General features: G+C 70.4%; 17 protein-coding genes and 1 tRNA gene. 6 read left to right on the forward strand and 12 right to left on the reverse strand.

The genetic code is table 11. The features are described 5' to 3' along the window. Position 1 precedes the first annotated feature (1 nt). From DAETH_RS10070 to DAETH_RS10085, 4 genes are all read right to left on the reverse strand, one after another. Complete coding sequence (locus DAETH_RS10070; protein WP_264774767.1) at positions 2 to 736, reverse strand: CoA transferase subunit A; 735 nt, start codon at positions 734 to 736, stop codon at positions 2 to 4. Next, the gene (locus DAETH_RS10075) at positions 733 to 1,479 is read right to left on the reverse strand and encodes an alpha/beta fold hydrolase (RefSeq protein WP_264774768.1); all 747 of its coding nucleotides are present in this window, start codon (positions 1,477 to 1,479) and stop codon (positions 733 to 735) included. The genes DAETH_RS10070 and DAETH_RS10075 overlap by 4 nt, the downstream gene beginning before the upstream one ends. After that, positions 1,472 to 1,798: a hypothetical protein gene (locus DAETH_RS10080; RefSeq protein ID WP_264774769.1), complete on the reverse strand. Its 327-nt coding sequence runs from the start codon at positions 1,796 to 1,798 to the stop codon at positions 1,472 to 1,474. The genes DAETH_RS10075 and DAETH_RS10080 overlap by 8 nt, the downstream gene beginning before the upstream one ends. A 121-nt stretch (positions 1,799 to 1,919) precedes the next feature. Then, positions 1,920 to 2,351, reverse strand: coding sequence for an alpha/beta fold hydrolase (locus tag DAETH_RS10085; RefSeq protein ID WP_264774770.1), 432 nt, complete (start codon positions 2,349 to 2,351; stop codon positions 1,920 to 1,922). Between the two features lie 74 nt (positions 2,352 to 2,425). Between DAETH_RS10085 and DAETH_RS10090 the strand changes: the two genes are divergently transcribed. Further along, the gene (locus DAETH_RS10090) at positions 2,426 to 2,827 is read left to right on the forward strand and encodes an ABC transporter ATP-binding protein (RefSeq protein WP_264774771.1); all 402 of its coding nucleotides are present in this window, start codon (positions 2,426 to 2,428) and stop codon (positions 2,825 to 2,827) included. A 189-nt stretch (positions 2,828 to 3,016) separates the two neighbouring features. Next, positions 3,017 to 4,084 carry a GDSL-type esterase/lipase family protein gene (locus tag DAETH_RS10095; RefSeq protein WP_264774772.1) on the forward strand — a complete coding sequence of 356 codons (1,068 nt, stop codon included), beginning with the start codon at positions 3,017 to 3,019 and terminating at the stop codon, positions 4,082 to 4,084. Here DAETH_RS10095 and DAETH_RS10100 read toward each other — a convergent pair. The 4 genes from DAETH_RS10100 to DAETH_RS10115 all read right to left on the reverse strand — a co-directional run bounded on the left by DAETH_RS10100 (position 4,081) and on the right by DAETH_RS10115 (position 11,059). Continuing rightward, positions 4,081 to 4,965, reverse strand: a complete 885-nt coding sequence (locus DAETH_RS10100) for a phosphotransferase family protein (protein WP_264774773.1) — start codon at positions 4,963 to 4,965, stop codon at positions 4,081 to 4,083. The genes DAETH_RS10095 and DAETH_RS10100 overlap by 4 nt on opposite strands. 139 nt (positions 4,966 to 5,104) lie before the next feature. Continuing rightward, positions 5,105 to 7,990, reverse strand: coding sequence for a sensor histidine kinase (locus DAETH_RS10105; protein WP_264774774.1), 2,886 nt, complete (start codon positions 7,988 to 7,990; stop codon positions 5,105 to 5,107). A 506-nt stretch (positions 7,991 to 8,496) separates the two neighbouring features. Next, positions 8,497 to 9,180 (reverse strand): response regulator, encoded by a 684-nt coding sequence (locus DAETH_RS10110; protein ID WP_264774775.1) that lies wholly within the window; start codon positions 9,178 to 9,180, stop codon positions 8,497 to 8,499. 76 nt (positions 9,181 to 9,256) lie between these two features. Next, the gene (locus DAETH_RS10115) at positions 9,257 to 11,059 is read right to left on the reverse strand and encodes an ABC transporter substrate-binding protein (RefSeq protein WP_264774776.1); all 1,803 of its coding nucleotides are present in this window, start codon (positions 11,057 to 11,059) and stop codon (positions 9,257 to 9,259) included. A 322-nt stretch (positions 11,060 to 11,381) separates the two neighbouring features. Between DAETH_RS10115 and hslO the strand changes: the two genes are divergently transcribed. Continuing rightward, positions 11,382 to 12,293 carry an Hsp33 family molecular chaperone HslO gene (gene hslO / locus DAETH_RS10120; protein ID WP_264774777.1) on the forward strand — a complete coding sequence of 304 codons (912 nt, stop codon included), beginning with the start codon at positions 11,382 to 11,384 and terminating at the stop codon, positions 12,291 to 12,293. Between the two features lie 283 nt (positions 12,294 to 12,576). Here hslO and DAETH_RS10125 read toward each other — a convergent pair whose 3' ends face one another. Continuing rightward, positions 12,577 to 13,602 carry a nucleotidyltransferase domain-containing protein gene (locus DAETH_RS10125; RefSeq protein WP_264774778.1) on the reverse strand — a complete coding sequence of 342 codons (1,026 nt, stop codon included), beginning with the start codon at positions 13,600 to 13,602 and terminating at the stop codon, positions 12,577 to 12,579. 44 nt (positions 13,603 to 13,646) lie between these two features. Here DAETH_RS10125 and DAETH_RS10130 point away from each other — a divergent pair, with 44 nt between their 5' ends. Together DAETH_RS10130 and DAETH_RS10135 are read left to right on the forward strand one after the other, a co-directional pair. Continuing rightward, positions 13,647 to 14,792 carry a tRNA nucleotidyltransferase/poly(A) polymerase family protein gene (locus DAETH_RS10130; RefSeq protein WP_264774779.1) on the forward strand — a complete coding sequence of 382 codons (1,146 nt, stop codon included), beginning with the start codon at positions 13,647 to 13,649 and terminating at the stop codon, positions 14,790 to 14,792. 106 nt (positions 14,793 to 14,898) lie between these two features. Beyond that, the gene (locus tag DAETH_RS10135) at positions 14,899 to 15,510 is read left to right on the forward strand and encodes a site-2 protease family protein (protein ID WP_264774780.1); all 612 of its coding nucleotides are present in this window, start codon (positions 14,899 to 14,901) and stop codon (positions 15,508 to 15,510) included. A 67-nt stretch (positions 15,511 to 15,577) separates the two neighbouring features. Here the strand turns inward: DAETH_RS10135 and trhA are convergent, their stop codons facing one another. The 3 genes from trhA to DAETH_RS10150 form a co-directional block, all read right to left on the reverse strand. Next, entirely contained in the window at positions 15,578 to 16,219 is a 642-nt protein-coding gene (trhA, locus tag DAETH_RS10140) for a PAQR family membrane homeostasis protein TrhA (RefSeq protein ID WP_264774781.1), read from the reverse strand. Between the two features lie 139 nt (positions 16,220 to 16,358). After that, on the reverse strand, positions 16,359 to 16,928 hold the full coding sequence (locus tag DAETH_RS10145; protein WP_264774782.1) for a dienelactone hydrolase family protein: 570 nt from the start codon (positions 16,926 to 16,928) through the stop codon (positions 16,359 to 16,361). A gap of 104 nt (positions 16,929 to 17,032) precedes the next feature. Continuing rightward, a complete protein-coding gene (locus tag DAETH_RS10150) occupies positions 17,033 to 19,705 on the reverse strand; it encodes an IMP dehydrogenase (RefSeq protein WP_264774783.1) in 2,673 nt (890 codons plus the stop codon). A 119-nt stretch (positions 19,706 to 19,824) separates the two neighbouring features. On the opposite strand from DAETH_RS10150, the gene DAETH_RS10155 reads away from it, so the two are divergent. Beyond that, positions 19,825 to 19,900, forward strand: a tRNA-Ala gene (locus DAETH_RS10155). Positions 19,901 to 20,073 lie beyond the last annotated feature (173 nt).

Here is a 20,073-nt window from a genome sequence, read left to right on the forward strand (position 1 = left end):
GTCAGACCTCCTCTCCGGCGGCGCTGGAGGCAGACGTCTCCGCCTTCCGCGTGGTGCGCTGCTCGATACGCTTTTCCGGCGTTGCATTGAGGACCACCCGCTGCACGAAGATGCCGGGCGTGTCCACCTCGTCGGGGTCGAGTTCCCCGATCTCCACCAGTTCCTCGACCTCGGCCACGGTGACCCTGCCGCAAGTGGCGGCCACCGGGTTGAAGTTGCGGGCGGTCTTGCGGTACACGAGGTTCCCGGCCCTGTCGGCCTTCCACGCCTTGACGAGGGCGAGGTCGGCGACGATGCCGCGCTCCAGAATGTACGTCTCGCCGTCGAACTCCTTGTGTTCCTTGCCCTCGGCGACCAGTGTCCCCACACCCGTCCTAGTGTAGAAGCCGGGGATACCCGCGCCCCCCGCGCGCATCCGCTCGGCAAGGGTGCCCTGGGGGGTGAACTCCAGTTCGAGTTCCCCGGCGAGGTACTGGCGCTCGAACTCCTTGTTCTCGCCGACGTAGGAGGAGATCATCCGGCGTATCTGGCGGGTCTGGAGGAGCAGTCCCAGGCCCCAGTCGTCCACGCCCGCGTTGTTGCTGACCGCCGTCAACTCCTTCACGCCGCTGTCACGCAGGGCGAGGATGAGTTGTTCGGGGATGCCGCAGAGGCCGAAGCCTCCCACGGCGACGGTCTGGCCGTCCTGCACCACGTCCCTCAGCGCCTCGGCGGCGCTCGCATACACCTTGTTCATCGAGTCTCCACTGTAAGGCCGCTCCCCAGCAAAGTCTCCAGAAAGGCGCCCAAGTGGGCGCGGAAGGCCTGCGGGTCCTCCTGCGGGAAGCCGTGGCCGCGCCCGTCCAGGATGATCGCCTCCCGGCCCAGCGCCGCCGCCTGCACCCGCACCATCTCGGGGGTGACGAGCGTGTCGAGCGCCCCGCCGAGCACGAGGACGGGCAGCCCGGCCAGGCGCGCGGGGTCCACGCTCCGGCAGGCGAGGGCGCGGGCGTTCCCGGCGTAGTGCGTTCCCGCCATCCGCCCGGCGTCCTCCACCAGCCGCGCGAAGTTGGCGGGCCGGGCGGAGGGGAAGAGCGCCCCCAGGCTCACCTCGCGTAGGCCCGCGTTCGCCCGCAGCAACTCCAGCACGGGGTAGTTCTCCTCAGGCGTGACGAGGCCGGTCAGGGGCGCGCTCGCGGCGAGGACCAGACCGGAGAGGGCGTTCGGGTCACGCGCGGCGAACTCCAGCGCGACCGCCCCGCCCAGGCTGTGCCCCAGCACCACGGGCCGCGTGACGCCCTGATCTATGAGCCAGCCGCCGAGCCAGTCCGCGTACGCCCCGACGCTGACCTCGCCCTCGTGCCCGGTCCCCGCGAAGCCCGGCAGGTCGGGGGCGAGGACGCGCCAGCCCGCCGGGGGGTGGGCGATCAATTTCTCCCACCACGCCGCCGACGCGAAATTGCTGTGCAGGGCGACGAGGGTTTGCTCTCCGTCAGGCATGGGCCACGTCCCCGGCACCGAGCGGTTCGGGCGGGAGGGGCACGGTGGGCAGCGTGTCCTCCAGCAGCCCGCGCAGCAGGGGCGCGAAGGGCGCCGTGTCCGCCACGCAGCCCAGGTGCCCGTGCGCCGAGTCGAACTCCAGGTGGGTGTGGGCCACGCCCGCCGCCCGGCTCGCCCCCGCGAACGCCCGCATCTCCGCCGCCGGGAAGAAGAGGTCTCCCCGGACGTTCACGGTCAGCAGACGCAGCCCCGCGTCCCGCCAGCGGGCGAAGAGGTCGGGACGGGGCGCGACCTCGTTCAGGTCGTGCGTCTCCACCACCCGCGCGAGGTCGAGGATGTGGGCGAGGCTGGCCGTCCCCGCCCGCGTTCTGAGGTACGCCTCGAAGTCGGCCTCCCGGAAGGTGCGCTCCAGCGCGTCTCCCCCAGCCCGAACAGGGAGATCAGCCGCAGCGCCCCCGTGAGTCCCCCCTAGGCGGCCACGTCGCGCAGCAGCGGCCCGAAGGCCCCGCGCACGGGCTGGTGGCGACGGCGGCCACCCGGGGCGCGAGGTCCGGCGACCGGGCCGCCCACTGGAGCGCCTGCATTCCCCCCAGGCTGGGGCCGACGACCGCCTGCCAGTTCTCTGCCCCCAGGCGCCGCAGCAGCGCGAGTTGCAGGGCGTGCAGGTCGGCGAAGGTCCACGCCGGAAAACGTCCTCCCCACGCGCCGCCCTGCGGGTGCTCGGTGTCCGGCCCGGTCGTCACCACCCGGGGGTCGAGGACCTGCACGTTCGAGAGGGTGTTCATCGCCACCACGAAGAAGCGGTCCGTGTCCACCGCGCGCCCCGGCCCGATCAGGGAGTCCCACCAGCCGGGCACCCCGTCCGCCCCCATCCCCGCCGCCTGGGACGTGCCCGTGTAGTAGTGGCAGACGAGGACGGCGTTGTCCCGCGCCTCGCCGGGCGGCGATGCGTTCCGAGGCCCGCGCCGCGCAGCCTCAGACGCTGGAGCACGTCTATACCCTCTTTCCCCGCCTGCGTGAACGGCAGGGACAACTCGCGGGCACTCTCTCGGGGGGCGAGCAGCAGATGGTCGCGGTGGGCCGCGCCCTGATGGCCCGCCCGAGCGTCCTCGTGGTGGACGAGCCCTCCCTGGGCCTCTCGCCGCTGATGACCCAGACAGTGTTCGAGGCCCTGAAGGCCGTGAACCAGGAGGGCGTGAGCATCCTGCTCGTCGAGCAGAACGTGGGGCTGAGTCTGAGGCTCGCGGGCCGCGCCTACGTCCTCGAAAACGGGCAGGTGGTGAACACGGGGACGGGGGCGGCGCTGCTGGCAGACCCGAAGGTCAGGGAGGCGTACCTGGCGCTGTAAGGCCGGGATGAACGGAGCGAAGGGCGTGGGATATGGCACTCCCGCGCCCTGCGCCGTGGCAGGTGTCTGCGTGGGTGTAGTCGGGGGGCGCCGGGCAGGGTAACCTCTGCGGGAAGACGCGGAACCGACACGGCAGACTTCCACTCCGGATGGGTCTACCCGGCCCCTCATCCCGACCAAGGTGGTGTCATGAAGCGACTCCTGCCCCTCGCCCTGCTCCTGCTTGCGGCCTGCGCCCCCAGGCAGACGGCTCACACCCCGCGCCCGGACGCCGCCCCGTTCACCCGCTACGTGGCGATGGGCGACAGCATCACCGCCGGGTTCCAGTCGGGCGGGCTGACCGCCGAGTCGCAGCGGTCAGCCTACCCCCGGCTGCTGGGCGAGCGGGCCGGGCTGGACGTGCCCATGCCGGAGGTGCAGGACCCCGGCTGTCCTCCCCCGGTGGGCGTGACGGGAACGAAGAACTGCACGCTCCGCCAGCCGGGCGCCGTGTCCCCGGTCGTGGCGGTGCCGGGCGCCAAGGTGGGCGACGTGCTCCGCAGCACCGACACGCGGGTCACCGACCCCGACCCGCAACTGTACGACGCCGACCTTTACCGGGCGATCCTGGGCCCCGGCACCACTCAACTGGAGGCGGCGCTGGCCCGCCGTCCCCTCTTCGTCACCCTCTGGATCGGCAACAACGATGTGCTGCTGCCCACCCTGCGCGGGCGGCCCGACCAGGCCACGCCGCTGGAGAGCTTCCGGGCCGACTACGCGACGTTGGTGGACCGGCTGCTGGCGGGGGGCGTCCGCTCCCTCGTCCTGATGACGGTGCCGGACGTGACGCGGGTGCCCGCCCTGATCCCGGTGCGGCAACTCCGCCTCGTGGGGGTGGTGGACGACAGTTGCCGGGGGCAGGACGTGTATTTCGGCAGCGTCATCGTGGGCCGCGCCAGCAAGGCGGCCCCCCTCTCCTGCAACGCCCCCGAGGCGCTGACCGCCGCCGAGTACGCGCAGTCGCAGCGGATCGTGGAGGGGTACAACGCCGCCATCCGCGAGATCGCCGCCGCGCGCGGGGTGCCCGTCTTCGACGTGACGCGGGTGCTCGACACGCTGCCGGGGCGACCCCTGATTCCCACGGCGGCGTCCCCCTTTGGGAGGTCCTTCAGCCTCGACGGCGTGCACCCGAGCAACTTGGCACATCAACGCTTCGCCCGGGAACTCGCGGTGTTCATGAACCGGCAGTTCGGGACGGACCTGGACACGCGGCCCTAGCGACCGAGAGGCAGCACATCGCGTGCCCCGCCGAGGTGGGCCAGAGCGAGGGCCCGGTCACCGTGGACGAGACCGGCCAGCGCCCACTGCACCTCCAGTGTGCCCGCCCAGAACCGGGCGCGGTCGAGGTGGTCGGTCAGCTCTGGATAGGCGGGGAGGACTTCGCCGACCAGAGATTCCCCGTAATTGCTCAGCAACACCGCCAGGTCGGTGGCGGGGTCACCCAGGCCCGCCGTTCCGAAGTCGATGACGCCTGCAAGCCGCCGGGCGTCGGGGTCGAAGAGCACGTGGTACACACCCAAGTCACCGTGGATCAGCCGGGGCGTGGGGTTCAGGTCCAGAGTGTCCTCCAGGACCGGAGCGAAGTGGCCGAGAAGCCACGCGCGCTGATGGCGCATCAGGAGCGGGAACAGGTGCTCCTCGGCCTGAGCCAGCAACGCCGACCAGTCCTCACGTGTTCGAAAGGCGTCCGAGGCCTGAAGACCCGCCGCCTCGACCGCCGCACGGGGGATGTGGTGCATCTGCCGCAGAAAGGTCACGAGGTCGGCCAGGACAGCCCGGCGGGCTTCCGGGGAGAGCCACAGAAGCAGGTTGCGGGTCAGGGGCTCACCGGGGAGGAACCGGTAGGTGACGAACTCCGGCTCCAGGTGCTCGAACTCTGGCGTGCGCATGGACGTGTACTCACGGGCCAGGGCCAGAACGCGCGCCTCCTGCCGGAGAGCTTCAGCGGCCCACGGATGCTTGCCGAAGCGGCAGACCACCTCGCCGTTGACAACGACGACATCGTTGACCATCCCATCCTGGTTGAAGTCCAACGTGTTCAGGGACAGGCCGGGATAGACCGACCGGATTTTCTCCAGGTACGCTCGGGGAACAGCCATGTTGACACCTCGGCAGTCGGAAAGAAGGACCGCTCACCAGAGTGAGGGACGGGTTCTCGCTGAAGAGGTGGGTCAACGGATCACAGAGGTCGGCTCCCAAAGAGATAGCGGCATTGTACGGGCAAAGGAGCACTCTGCCTCACCCCGGCAGCCGGAACCTCAGCGTGGTTCCCCGGCCCGGCTCGCTGTCCACCTCCAGCTCTCCCCCGGCGAGGGTCACGCGCTCGCGCAGGCCGATGAGGCCCAGGTGGCCCTCCTGCGCGCGGGCCTGGGCCTGACCCGGCGTGAAGCCCTGGCCGTCGTCGCTGACCGCCACGCGCACCCCGTCCTCCTCGAAGGCGACGCGGATGGCGGCCGTGCGGGCGCGGGCGTGCTTGTCCACGTTGGTCAGGGCTTCTTGCGCCAGCCGGAACACGGTGAGTTCGAGGGCGGGGGGCAGCCGCCGCTCGGCCCCACTGATCTCCAGCCGGGCGTCCGTCTGCGCCTGCGACACCAGCCATTCGAGGGCTGGAAGCAGGCCGAGGTCGTCGAGGACGCTGGGGCGCAGGTTGCGGGCGAAGCGGCGCACGCTCTCGATGGCGGCGCCCAGGTCCCCCAGGATGTCGTCGGCGCGGGCGCGGTGCTCGCCCCCCAATTCGCGGGCGAGGCGGGCGACGCGCCGGGTGGTGGCGACGAGGACCTGGGCCGTGTCGTCGTGGAGTTCGCGGCTGATGCGGCGCCTCTCCTCCTCCTGCGCCTGGGTAAAGAGAGTGAGGTAGCTTCTCAGTTCCAGGGTGCGGCTGGTGGCGGCCTCCAGCGCCTGCCCCCGCCGCTGGATCTCGTCGGCGAGCGTCTGGAGTTCCGACAGGTCGCGGGCGACGGTGAGGACCCCGTGGAGGACGCCCCCCGGCCGCACGGCGCTGAGGCGGACCTCCAGCCGGTAGCCCGCCACCTCGATCTCCGCGCGGCCCCCGCCGGGCTGGGTGTGCGCGGCCTCCCAGGCGGCTTGCAGGGCGGGGCGGGTGGCGGGCGTGGCGAGACCCAGCAGCGAGGCCCCGACGAGCGGCCCGGTCAGCGGGGCGAGGAGCCGGGTGGCGGCCGGGTTCGCGTAGGTCACCGTGCCCGAGGGGTCCGCGCTCAGGATCAGGTCGTGGGCGCCCTCCGCGAGCTGGCGGTAGCGGGCCTCCTCCCGCGCGAGGGCGGCGAGCAGCCGCTCGCGGGTCAGGGTCAGGGCCATCTGGTCGGCGACGCTGCGGGCGAGCCCCAGCACCCGGTCGCTGGGGGCCTCCGCGCCGGGGTCGTCGGCGTAGAGGAAGCCGAGCACCGTGTCGCCCCCCGCCCCGCCGCGCAGGGGCACGATCAGGGCGCTCCCGGCGCCGGGCAGGGCGTGGCGGCGAGTCAGGGGCCGGGGACCGCGCCCGACCTGCGCGAGCAGCCCCGCGAGGTCGGCGGGCGCGAGCGGGGGCAGATTGAAGCCCGCGCAGCGCGAGACCTCGCCCGTCTCCCCCCCGGTCAGGGCGATCAAACCGCGCCCGGCATTCAGCGCCAGGGTGGCGAGCCGGGCGGCCTCGGACAGCGCGCGGTCGCTCTGGTCCTCGCCGAGCAGGCGCCCCACGTTCAGCAGCACGGCGGCCTCGCGCTCGCGGCGCAGCTCCTCCTCGTACAGCCGGGCGTTCTCGATGGCGAGGCTGGCCTGCGCGGCGAACACCTCGGTCAGGGCGAGGTCGTCCGCGTCGAGGGGCAGGGGAGCCTTCCAGTACAGGGTGAGGGCCCCGAACACGCCCGCCCGCGTGCCCAGCGGCAGCCCGATGACGCCCCGGTACGGGTAGCGGCCCTGCGCGAGGAGTTGCCGGGTGTAGCGGCTTCCCCCGCCGAGGTGCGCGGTGTTCAGGTCCACGGCGGTGACCAGAGCGCGGCGCTCGACGGCCCGCCCGGTCACGCCCGCCCCCACCTTGGCCCGCACGCGCAGGACGTATTCGCTGGGCAGCCCGACCGCGCTGCGGATCGAGAGGGTGCGCCCGTCGGGTTGCAGCTCGTACACGCCCGCCGCGTCGGTGCCGAAGAGGGCGGTGGCCTGCTCCAGAATCCGCTCCAGCGTGTCGCTGAGGTGCAGGCTGCCCGCCAGCGCCGCCCCCGCCTCCCGCAGCGCCTCGGCGGCCTCGCGCTTGCGGGTCTCGATGCCGTAGAGCCGCGCGTTGTCGATGGCGAGGGACGCCTGCTCGGCGAGCGCGAGCACGAGCCGGGTGTCGTCCTCGGTCACGCGGGCTCCCGGCGAGCGGCTGTCCACGTACAGCAACCCCAGCGGGCGGCCCCGGGCGGTCAGGGGCGCGATCAGGGCGACCTCGGGGTCGAGTTCGGCCAGCCCGGCGCCTAGCGGGGTGCCCGCGTCCCGCGCCTTTTCAAAGAGGATGACCTCGCCGCGCCCGGTGAGCCGCCCGAGCGACACCGGCCCCACCCCGATCCCTCCCGTAAAGGACGGATCGAAGCCGTACGTGAACACCTCCCCAGTTCGCGCCCCGTCCTCGCCGAGTTCGCTGAACAGGCCCACGAAGGCCCGCCCGAAGCCCAGCGCGAGCGCGGCGCTCTCGGCGGTCGCGGTGAGCACCTCGGCGAGGTCGAGGCTGCCCCCCAGCCGCCGCACCAGCCGCTCCACTGTCTCCGCGACGCGCCCCTGCCCCCGCCGCGCCTCCCGCGCCTGCACCCCCTCCAGCGCCAGCGTCAGGAGCGGCGTCAGCCCGGCCATGACCTCTACCCCCGCCGGGTCCGCCCCCACGAATTCGAGCACCCCGCCCCCGAAGGGCACGCAGGCGAGCATCCCCTCCTCCAACGTCTCCCCCTGTGCCAGCGACCGGGCCGCCAGCGTCCCGTCACTCAGCCCCAGCCCCCGGCCCTCCTCCCCCACCACGCCGAGCGACCCCCCCACCACGGCCCAGACCTGAACGCCGTGCGCCCGCACCGTCCGGCAGGCGAACTGGGCCAGGGCGGCGCCGAACGCCCGCACGGTGGGCACGGCGCCGAGATCGGGGGGGAAGGGGGGCAGGGTCATGGGGAAGGAGGGGGTGCGGGGGGTTGAGCAGATGGTAGAGGTTTGGCGGGTTGGGCGCCGAGGGGCGCTGGTGGGTGCTTCGGTCACCCCCTCCCAGCCTCCCCCCTCAAGGGGGAGGGGCAAAAAGATGGGGTGGTGGGCGGCGAAGGGGAGGGGCGTTGGTCACACGCCTCCTCACCCCGACCCTCTGCTTCGCAGCTCTACGAGTCACCCGCAAGGGGGGAGGGAGAAAAGAAGCTGAAGCTTTTGCGCTTTTCAAAACGTCTCCCCGGACGCCGAACAGGAGCACACCGCATCAACGCCCCTGGCCCACGACCACGTCGGCTCGCGCAGCGAGACGGTGGGCACATAGATGGGACGCAGCAAGATCAAACATTGCGTTCAGAAAGACTCGCCCACTCACGCCGCCCGTGTGCCCTTGCCCAGCGCAGCGCCGCTCCCCCTGCCCCCCCTGGGGGTAGGGGGCTGGGGGGTGGGGGTAAACGGAGCAAGACGCCCTGCCCCTCCTACAACGTCTTGGGATCGATCCACCCCCGCTTGATCCCGTACAGCACCGCCTCCGTCCGGCTCCCCACCCCCAGTTTGGAAAAGATGTTGGCGAGGTGAACCTGCACCGTGCGCGGGCTGATGTCGAGGTCCCGGGCAATCTCCTTGTTCGTGCGGCCCGTCGCCGCCACGCGCAGGACTTCCAATTCCCGGGGGCTGAGCGCATCCTCGGGCGGCGTGGGCGTCTGCTGGGCGCTGAACCGTTCGAGCACCTTGCGGGCGACGGAGGGGTGAAGCGCACTCTCCCCCGCCGCCACCGCCCGCACCGCGCCCAGCAGGTCGTCCTCGCTGGCGTTCTTGAGGAGATACCCGGCGGCCCCCGCCTCCAGCAGCGCGAAGACGTAGGCGTCATCGTCGTAGCTCGTCAGCACCAGAACGCCGACGGTGGGGCGCTCGGCCTTGATGATGCGCGTGGCCTCGATGCCGTTCATGCCCGGCATGGACACGTCCATCAGGATCACGTCGGGTTGCAGGGCTCGGGCTTTCTGGATGGCGTCCTCGCCGCTGTCGGCCTCTCCCAGCACCCGCAGATCGGTTTCATTCTCCAGCAGTTCGCGGGTGCCCTTGCGCACGACGGGGTGGTCGTCCACCAGGAGCAGCGTGATGGGCCGCCCGTGGGCGGTGGGGCTTTCGCTGTCGAGCATGGCGTCAGGATACCCGCGCGGGCAGACGAAAGGAGCCGCATCCACGTCGGAATGCGGCCCAGAAGAAACTTGTAGCTTACGACTTGCTGAGGTCCTTCCAGAGCGTGCCCGTGCGGAAGGCGAGCATGGGGTTGAAGGTGTCCTTGCCGATGCCCTGGAGGTTGTCGCGGTAGGCGAGGATGCCGGGATTGCTGGGCATCAGGATGTAGTAGGCCTGGTCCTGGGCCCGCTTGGCGATCTGCGAATACAGCTCGTTGCGGCGCTCGGTGTCGGTGGTCGTGCGGGCCTCCTGCACCCAGGCGTCGAGCTGCGGGTCGGTGAAGTTCGCGCGGGGGTGGTAGAAGCCCTCCGAGGAGTACATCGTATGGACGAAGTTGTCGGGGTCGGCGTAGTCGGGCGCCCAGCCGGTCATGATCAGGATTTCCTTGCCCTGGTCGCCGTCCTGAAGAATTTCACTCCACTGCTTGCCCTGGATGTTCACCTTGAACTTGGGGTTCAGCGACTCGATGTTCTGCTTGAGCAGTTCCATCGCGGTCTGGGCGGGCACGCTCCCGGCGCGGTAGGTCGCGTTGACGGTGAAGCCGTTTTTCCACACCTGCCCGTTCCACGCCTTCTGGAAGGCCTCGCGGGCGGCGTCGAGATCGAACTTGGGCGCAGCTAGGTCCTGGTCGTAGCCCGGGAAAGAGTCGGGGAGGAGGAAGTTGCGCGGCTCGCCCTTGCCGCTCTGCACCTGCTTGATGTAGGTGGGCACGTCGAAGGCCGAGACGAAGCCCTTGCGCACGTTCACGTCGCTGAAGAAGTTCGCCGGGATGCCCTGCCCGTCGAGCTTGCCGCTGCCCAGGCGGCCTTCGCCCTTGATGTCCTGGTTCATAAAGATGCCGAAGGCGCTGATGTCGGGCAGGTCGTCGAGGATGGCGACGCCCGGCTTGCCGCGAAGCTGCGCCTCCACGATGGGCCGCCCGCCCGTCTCGATCAGGTCCGCGTCCCCGCGCAAGAAGGCCTGCTGGCGCGCGGCCTGCTCGGGCACGATCTGGATGACGACGTTCTTGATCTTCGCCTTGTCGCCCCAGTAGTCGCCAAAGGCCTCGGCGGTAAAGGCGTTCGAGTTCTTGCTCAGGAAGCGGTACGCGCCCGTGCCGCTGGGGTTCTGGGAGAGGGGGCTGCCGGTGAGGTCCTTGCCCACCGCCGCCTTCCAGGTCGCCTCGGTGCCGTCCCACTCGCCGATCTTCTTGGCGTGTGCGCTGTCCACGATGCTCTGGCCGGTGTACGCGAGCTTGGAGAGGAAGGCGGGATCGGCCTTGGGCAGGGTGAAGACCAGCGTCTCGCCGTCGCACTTCACCGCGTTCGTGATCCGCTCCCAGGTGATCGACTTATCGTCGTTCGCGTTGCTTCCGGTGCCCAGCAGGCTCTCCGACAGGAACCAGTTGCCGCTCGAACTGGTGTTCGTCACGAGGTTACGGCGGAAGGTGTACTCGGCGTCGGCGCACTTGAAGTCGTTGCCCGAGTGGAACTTCACGCCCTCGCGCAGGGTGAAGCGGTACTCGCGCCCGCCCTGGCCCGTGGTCCATTCGGTGGCGAGCAGGGGCCCCAGTTCGGAGAGGCTGTTGCCCTGGTACGTCACCAGCGTCTCGTAAAGGTTCTCCACAGCCTGCCCGCTCCCCGTGTCGTAGGTCGTGCCGGGGTCGAGGGTCGGGATGTCGGCGCTCTCCTGCACGACGAGGGTCCCGCTCGCGCCCCCCGCCGGGGACGTGGTGCCGCCGCTGGCCGTCGTGTTGCCACCGCCCGTATTATTGTTGTTCGCGTTGCGGTTGTCGCACGCCGCGAGCGCCAGCGCGAGGGTGGCGAGGGCGGCGGCACGAAGGGGGAGGGATTTCTTCATGGTGGCTCCTGGGGCGCTCGTGTAGCGGAAAGCACGGTCCGAGCGGGGATTTTGTGGCAGGGTCCGCCCGCTTGGACGGACTTGATGCGTTAGGGTAGGCTCCCCTTGTGAGTCCTCTCCCCAGTTCCGTTCAAGATTCATGAGCAGGATCGACAGCCAGAAATCAGAGGGTGTGAAGCTCACAAAAAGTGAGCGGCGTCCGTCCAGTATCCCCTCACGCCAGAAGCTCGGCCGTCCGGGGTCTGGCGAAACCGTCGTGGGGACAGACCTGAATGCGAGCCCTCCCACAGCCGACTTGAGCGTGCTCTTGTAAAGTTTCCTAATGACTTCGAACGCCCACCCAAACTCTTTCCTGCTGCGCGGCACGGCGGCGGGCGGGACCTTGCGCCTTGTTGGCATCGACGCGACCGCCCTCGTCGAGGAGGCCCGGCTGCGCCATCACCTCAGCAAGACGGCGACCGCCGCGCTGGGGCGCACGCTCGCCGCCTCGGCTCTGCTTGCCGTGGTACTGGGCAAGAAGCCCGACAGCCGCGTAACCGTCCGCATCCAAGGCGGCGGCAGCGTGGGCTGGATCGTCGCCGAGGGGAGTGCGGACGGGTTGGTGCGCGGCTACGTGCGCGAGCCCGGGGCCGACCTCCCCATCCGCGTCTCAGACGGCAAGCTCGACGTGAGCGGCATCGTCGGCACCGAGGGTGAACTGGCGGTCACCCGCCTCCTCGACAACGGCGAGCCCTACACCGGCAGCGTGGAACTCGTGAGCGGCGAGATCGCCGAGGACGTGAGCACCTACCTGGGCGTGTCGGAGCAGATTCCCAACGCCGTCCTGCTCGGGGTGTACGAGGAGGGGGGCCGGGTGGCCCGCGCGGGTGGCCTGCTCGTGCAGGCGATGCCCGGGGTCAGCGACGAGACGCTGGCCCGGCTGGAGGCGAACGTCCGCTCCATCGGCCAGTTCACCGACAGCCTGCGCCGGGGCAGCCTGCTGGAGACCATGCAGGCCGCCGCCGAGGGCCTGGACCTGACGCTGTCCGCCGAGGCGCAGCCCGCCCGCTTCCAGTGCCGCTGCTCGCGCGAAAAGGCCCTCGGCAGCCTGAAGTTCTTCGCCCCCGGCGAGCGGCTGGAGATGATCGAGGAGGGCGGTCAGGAGATCGTCTGCCACTGGTGCGGCGAGCACTACCAGATGACCCCCGCCGAGATCGCCACCCTCGACGCACCTGCGGAGCGGGCGCAGGCGTAAGGGCCGCCTGAATCAGGCTGATTCTTGAGAGGACACGGGAGAGGTTGGCCCGTGTCCCTCTTCTTTTGACGCCTGAAAGTGCCAGCGGGAGAGGCTGGGTGAGGACCTATGTTCCCACGTCCGGCCCGTTCATCCCCTCAAGATGCCTGACATGCAGTTGGGAAGAACACAGTCCTACACGAGGTCTCGTTCTCCCGCTCCCCTTGCGGGACTTGCAAAGCTGCGCGGCAGAGAGGGCCGGGGTGAGGGGTGACGAGTACAGCTCGTCCCTCATCGTCCAGTCTCAAAGCCGCCCCAGCCACGGGTGACCCGGCGCCGTGACGTTCAGCGCCCCGGCGAGCCAGTCCCGGGCGGCTCGCGTCAGGGTGGGCAGGACACGGTCGAAGTCGCGGGCGTCCTTGCCCCTCGGGTCGCGCCCGGCGTGGCCGCCCTTGAAGAGGAGGACGGCCTGGGGCGCGAGGTAGGGCAGGTTCTCTGGCCCGAACTGCCGAGCCTCGGCGAGCGGCAGGGTCACGCGCGGGTCGCGGCGGTAGTGCCAGAGGCCGTCCCCCAGGCCGGTGAGCAGCAGGTCGAGCATGAGCACGTCCGGCAACTCCGGGTGACGGGCGTGGACCTGATGGTGGGGCGGGTCGAGTGGCGCCGTCCAGGGCCGATAACCGCCCGGCCCGCAGGCGTCGAGGCGCCAGCCCCCGGCCAGGAGCGCGTCGCGCACATTCACCTGGGCGGGGCGGGGAATCACCACGTCCACGTCGTCGTGCGGGCGGGTGAGTCCGCCGAGGTGCAGGTCGAGGGCCAGGCCACCCGCCACCATCCAGGGCAGGTCGGGGAGGGTGCTCAGGGCCCGTGAAATGTGCTTGGCGGGGGCGAAGCCCACCGTGCGGGCGTGGTGGGCGAGCGCCTCGGCGAGCAGGGCCGCGTCCGCCTCCTCCCTTCCCCGGGCGAGAAACACCGTCCGGTAGCGGGCGGCGGCCTTCCCGCCTCCCAGCAGCAGGGCCCGCAGCGCCGTCTGCCCGGCCCGCCAGCCCGTCCCGTGGTCGCACAGCACGAGGCGCCAGCCGCCCGGGTGGGTCCACACGTCCTCCCGCTCGCCCGGCACGTACCCGAGCGTGGCGAGCGCGGCCCTTTGCACCTCGGTAGGAGGTTCCGGCAGCAGGTCCAGGTGCAGTTCGGGCACGTCGAGGTCGGCGAGTGCGGGGGTGCTGCCCGGCCCGCCCGGCGCGAGGTGGAAGACGCCGTCGGGGCGCCCGCCCTCCAGGTACGAACCGAGGACCCGCGTGAGGTCTCGTCGGGCGGCGTCGAGCGTGGACATAGCCTCAAGGTTAGCCCTCCTGGGCGGCGCGGATAATGACCGCCATGAAACGAGAGGGCCTCGCGGCGACGGGGGCAGGAGACGGCGACCTGGCGGCCCGGGCGTGGGAGCGGGTGCAGGCGGAGGACCGCGCGTGGCTCACGGACCTCGCGCGGCGGGCGGGCGGGGGGGCCCGGGTCGCCCTCGTCGGCGGGGCGGTGCGGGATGCCCTGCTGGGGGAAACGCCCCTCGACCTCGACGTGGTGGTCGAGGGGGCGGACGCCGGAAGCCTCGCCGCCGCGACGGGTCTCCCCCACCTCGTCCACCCGGCCTTCGGCAACGCGACCGTGACGCTGCCGGGCGGGCGGCGCGCCGACCTCGTGCGGGCGCGGTGGGAGAGGTACCCGGTGCCGGGGGAGAACCCGGTGCCCGAGCCCGGCACGTTGGCGGACGACCTGCGGCGGCGCGACTTCGGGCTGAACGCGCTCGCGCTGGTGGTCGGGCCCGACGGGAGGGTCACCCTGCTCGACGAGATGGGCGGCCTGGAGGACCTGCGGGAGCGGGTTCTACGGCCCCTCCACCCCCGCTCCCTCCACGAGGACGCCAGCCGTCTCGTGCGGGGGGCGCGGCTTGCCGGGCGGCTGGGGCTGGTGGCACACCCACAACTCTTGCGACAGGTGCCGGACGCGCTGGGCATGGCCGGGCGGACGCCCCGCCTGCACGCCGAACTGCGCCTGCTGCTGGGCGAACCCAGGCCGGGCCTCGCCGCCCGCGCCCTGGAGGGGTGGGGGGCCGGGGCGTTGCTGCCCCCGGGAGCCCTCGAACGGCTGGAGGCCCTGGACGCCCGGCAGGACGCGGGCCAGCTCGTCTCCCCCCAGGTATACGGGGCCGCCCTCCTCTCGGCCGACCCCGACCCCGCCGCACTCGCCGCCCGTCTGGGCCTGGGGGAAAAGCCGGGCGCCCTCCTCGCCCGCGCCCTGGGGGATGCCCCGGCCGCGCCCCGGACACCCGAGGGCGTGCTGCGCGCTCTGCTCCGCCCGGAGGCGTACCCGGTCCTGACCGGGCGGGACGTGGTGACGCTCGGCGTCTCGCCGGGCCCAGCGGTGGGAGCGGCCCTCGCCCACCTCGCCGTCCTGCGCCAGGCGGGGAAGGTCCACTCGCGGGACGAGGAGCGGGCGGCCCTTGCCGCCTACCTGGGCACTCCACCCTGATCACCGCCCCGCCGCTCGACAGGTTCCTCAAGCAGATGAGGTGAGCCCGGCCTCGGTAAGGGGTCATCCCGTGCCCGGCGGCTCTCCCCCGTACAATGCGCCCCATATGTTGCTAAGTCTCCTGACCACGAACCCCCTTCAGTTCGTGATCATCGCGGCGGCGCTCGTGCTGTCCCTGACCGTCCACGAGTTCGCGCACGCCTACACCGCCGACCGCCTCGGCGATCCCACCCCCCGGCGCTTCGGGCGCGTGACCCTCAATCCCGTCAAGCACCTCGACCCCTTCGGCACCCTGCTCCTCTTGATCGCGGGCTTCGGCTTCGCGCGGCCCGTGCCCATCAACCCGCGCAACCTGGGGCGCTGGGGCACGCTCTGGGTGTCGGCGGCGGGACCCATCAGCAACCTGCTGATCGCCCTCGTCGCGGGATTGCTGCTGCGCTTCTTGCCGCCCAGCCAGTTCACGTTCACGGTCCTGTCGTACGTGCTGAGCATCAACGTCGTGCTCGCCGTCTTCAACCTCATTCCCATCCCGCTGCTCGACGGCAGCCGGATTATCGGCGCGCTCGTGCCGTCGCTGGGCCGCAGCCTCGCCCAGTTCGAGGCTCAGCCCTTCAGTTTCGTGATCGTGATGCTGTTTATCTTCATCGCGCAGGGGCCTATCGGAAACATCATCCGCACCGTGCAGGCGTGGGTTTTCGGCGTGGTCGGGCTCCGCTGAGACCACAACGGACATGAAAGACCCCGGCGATGAACCGGGGCTTTTCCTTTCCTTCCTTTTTCGTTTCTCACCGCAGGTGGAACATCATCGCCACGTGGGCACCCGTGCCGCCCAGCACGAACAGGTGCCAGATTTCGTGGAATCCGAAGCCGGGGCGCGGATTCCAGCGCCTCGTCCCGTAGATGACGGCGCCGATGGAGTACAGCACGCCCCCCACCGCCAGCCAGACGAGCGCGGCGGGCGGCAGGTTGCGCGCGAGTTGCGGCAGCAGCCCGAGGGCGATCCACCCCATCCCCAGGTACAGCAGCGTGCTCACCCAGCGCGGCAGCCGCATGGTGACGAGCTTGAGGACGATACCCGTCAGGGCGATCCCCCAGATCACACCGAGCACACCGACGCGCCACACTCCTTCCAGCCCGTAGTACGCGACCGGCGTGTAACTTCCCGCGATGAGGAGGAAGATGCCCGCGTGGTCGAGCTTGCGCAGCCACAGGAGGCCCCGCTCGCCTCCCCGGAAGGAGTGGTAGCTCGCCGAGGCGGCGTACAGCCCCACCATGCTCAGTCCGAAGACGAGGAAGGGCCACACGCTCAGCCCCCGCGCCGAGGCCCACCACAGCAGCGGCCCCAGCACGATTAAGGCCGCCAGCGCCCCGCCCCAGTGGGTGAGGGCGTTGACGGGCTCGCGGGGGGCGGTGAGGAGTCGCTTCACGGGAACCAGGGTAAGGGGTGGGGGCGGTGGGGTGTGGGGATTGGGACGCAGTACGCAGCGGGGTCCCGCCCACGTCCCGGCTCCCCCGGGCGGTAGTGGCCCACCGGCCGTGAACAGCGCCCGGGAAAGGGCGGGGTCATCAGTGCCCTGCGAGAAAGGCCTCCACACGTTGCAGGAGGAGTGCGGTGGCTCCGGCGTCATACGCGGGCAGACTGCGGTCCGTGAACAGGTGTTGATTCCCCGGATACAGGAACAACTCCGCCCCACGCACCGACTCGACGAGCGACCGGGCTGCCTCCGCGTCCTCTTCGAAGGAGGGGTCGGCTTCCATCGCGTGAATCTGGACGGGAACGTCCGCAGGCCACTGGTCGCCGAATTCTGAGACCGGCAGACAGGCGTGAACCAGCAGGGCCCCCCGCGCCCCGGGGCGGGTCTGGGCCAGCTTCTGCGCGGGCATCACCCCCAGCGACAGCCCGGCGTAGGTCAGCTCGGAGGGCAAGTCGTCCGCCGCACGCACGCCCGCTTCAAGAATATGGTCGAACCCGATTTCCCGGGCATAGGCGAGGCCCGCTTCCAGGGTGTCGAAGCTCTGGCCGTGGTAGAGGTCGGGCGTGTGCACCACGTGCCCGGCCCGCCGCCACTCCTCGGCGAGGGCGAGGAAGCCCGGCGTCTGACCCTGCGCGTGGTGGAAGAACAAGATTTCGGCCATAGACGAAGGGTAGAGCGGATTGCCGTCAGCCTCCGACATGTTTGCTGGGGGGCGCACAGCCGGGAGTGGGCACGGCCGCTGCCCAGTCACGCACCGCGAGACGCCTACTTCCCCCCGTAGTTCGGCGCCTCCTTCGTGATCGTGACCCCGTGGGGGTGGCTCTCGATCAGGCTGGCGCCCGTGATGCGGACGAACTGGGCGGTGCCTTGCAGGGTCTCCAGGTCGGGGGAGCCGCAGTAGCCCATGCTGCTTCTCAGGCCGCCGACGAACTGGTACAGCACCTCACCCGCCTTGCCCCGGGAGGCGATGATGCCCTCGATGCCCTCGGGGACGAATTTGCGGCTGCCCGACTGGAAGTAGCGGTCGCTCGATCCCTGGTCCATCGCGCCGAGGGAGCCCATGCCCCGGTAGCTCTTGTAACGGCGCCCGTCACGCAGCACAACCTCGCCGGGGGCCTCGTCGGTGCCCGCGAGCATGGAGCCCATCATCACCGCGCTCGCCCCGGCGGCGATGGCCTTGGGCACGTCGCCCGTCTGCTTGATGCCGCCGTCGGCGATGACGGGGACGCCCGCCTCCAGCGCGACACCGGAGGCCTCGAAGATGGCGGTGATCTGGGGGACGCCGACGCCGGTGACGACGCGGGTGGTACAGATGCTGTTGTGGACGACCGCGTTGTCGGCGATGAAGCTGTGAGTCGGGCAGTCCACCTCGATGTCGTAGACGGGCAGGCTGAGGGTCAAGTCGCGTCGGGACAGGGGCTTGACGACGCTGTAGTCGGGAAGCTGCCGGGCGGCGTGCGAGACGTTGAGACGGGCGCGGTAGGAGTCCAACATCTCGTCCTTGACCCCTTGAAGGCCGCCGAGGTTGCCGGGTTCGACGTACATGTTGGGCAGGCTGCCCTCCGTGAGGTGGCACAGCAGCCCGAAGAGTTCCAGCAACTCGCGCGAGGTGTTCACGAAGCAGTGGCGACCGTCGGCGGCAATATAGCCGTCGCTGTCGATCAGGCCGTCTTTGAGGCCGCGCAGGTACTCGGGGTTCTTCGCCAGGTAGGCATGGGGCAATGTCTTGTGCTCCCGCTTGCCAAACTGAGAGAGGAGTCGGGCCCAGGGGAGGGAATACAGGTAAACGTTGATGAGGTTGCCGTCCACCTTGAGCGTCGGCCGCACGCCCGTCACCTGCTCGACACACGCGGCCAGCTTGTCGGCGATCTCCCGTTCCTCGTGTGAGAAGTACCAGGACACCCGCCCGATCTCCGAACCCGTGCGGGTCTCGCTGCCGTTGTGGTTGATGAAGGCGTGGCCGTCCCCTAAGAAAGTGCCGAACAGGTAACCGAGATCGTAGCTCTCCCGAATCTGCGTCTGATATCGCCGCTCAAGCTGCCCCCGCCGGACGGCGAAGTTCCCCAGATTGATCTCCAGCGAGTCGGGCAGCTCGAAGTGGAGCTGGCGGGGCAGCAGGAACACGTCGCCCTGCGCCTCGCCGACGGCCTTCCACCTGAGCTTGCTTTCACCAAGACGTGTGGGTCGGGAGAGCGAGGAGGCGTATCCCTCGGCTGTCACGCTTGCGGCGCTCACGGTGCTGAGGTCGCCCACCCAGTAGCGGTGATCTGGAGTCACCAGCGTCTCACGGGGGGCGTGGACGTGCCGCACCGCAATCACCTCACGGATGCCGGTACACCACGAGTTCACCACCGTCACCGGCTGTCCGTGCATGTTGAGCACCCAGTCGCCGACCTTCACGTCCTCGATGTTCTTGTAATACCCGCCTGCCATCAACACGCGAGTCCCGGCGGCGAAGCACCCCGGCCCGATGCCCACCTTCACCGCGTCCGCCCCCGCCGCGATCAAATCCTTCGCTCCCGCCCGCGTCGCAATATTCCCCGCCATGACGTCCACATCGAAATGATCCTTCACCCTTGTCAGCGCGTTCAGGATGCCCTGGCTGTGGCCGTGCGCGCTGTCGAGGACGAGCACGTCGGCCCCGGCGGCGACGAGGGCCCCGGCGCGGTCCATCAGGTCGGCCCCCACGCCGATGGCGGCGGCGACCCGCAGGCGGCCGAGGTGGTCCTTCGCGGCGCGCGGGTACTTCACCCGCTTGGTGAGGTCCTTGATGGTGATCAGGCCCTTCAGGAAGCCCCCCTCGCCCGTCACGAGCAGCTTCTCGATGCGGTGGCGCTTGAAAATCTCCTGCGCCTCCTCCAGCGTGGTGCCGACGGGCACGGTAACGAGGTTCTCGCGCGTCATCACGTCCTGGACCAGCGTTGAGGAGTCCTCCACGAAACGCAGGTCGCGGTTGGTGATGATGCCGAGGAGCCTGCCCACCGGGTCGGTGATCGGCACGCCGCTGATCCGGTACTCGCCCATCAACCGCTCGGCGTCCCCGACCGTCGCGTGGGGGGGCAGGGTGATGGGATCGACGATCATGCCGCTCTCCGACCGCTTGACCTTGCGGACCATCTCGGCCTGGGCGTCCACGGACATGTTCTTGTGAATCACGCCGATCCCGCCCTCGCGCGCCATCGCCACGGCCATCGCGGTCTCGGTCACCGTGTCCATCGCCGCCGAGACGAAGGGGATGTTGAGCCGCACCCGGCGGGTGAGCTGCGCCTCCACGTTGACCTCGTGCGGGAGGACCGTGGAGTGGCGGGGCAGCAGCAGCACGTCGTCGAAGGTGATGCCCTCCTGCCCGAACTTGTAGGCGAAGCGGCCCCCCTGCTCACCCGCGCCGGGCTGGCCGAGAACTTCGGTGGGCGTGGCCTCGGGGGTCAGGCTCGTCATGGGGCGGAGTGTACCCCCCGGACCCCCCAGGGCGAGGTGACGGCGTCCACACCGGCCCCCTTGCAGGGTGGAAAGACCCATGCTAAATTCCTTCTCGCCCGCTTCGGGGGCAAGGGAACGGGGTCGTAGCTCAGCTGGGAGAGCGCGTCGTTCGCAATGACGAGGTCAGGGGTTCGATCCCCCTCGACTCCACCAGGGAAAAGCCCGCACTATCGGTGCGGGTCTTTCGTTTTCGTCGTGTCTGGAGAGCGGCCCCACCCTTCATGCGGTGGGGGAAGCGCCGGGGGAGGTCTGAGAGAAGTCTGTAAGTGGACGGCTGACAAGATACCCGGGTGAGGTGAACTTCACATCCGCTCCTCTTCCCGGGG

Origin of the sequence: Deinococcus aetherius (assembly GCF_025997855.1) — a bacterium.
GTDB classification, from domain to species: Bacteria; Deinococcota; Deinococci; order Deinococcales; family Deinococcaceae; genus Deinococcus; species Deinococcus aetherius.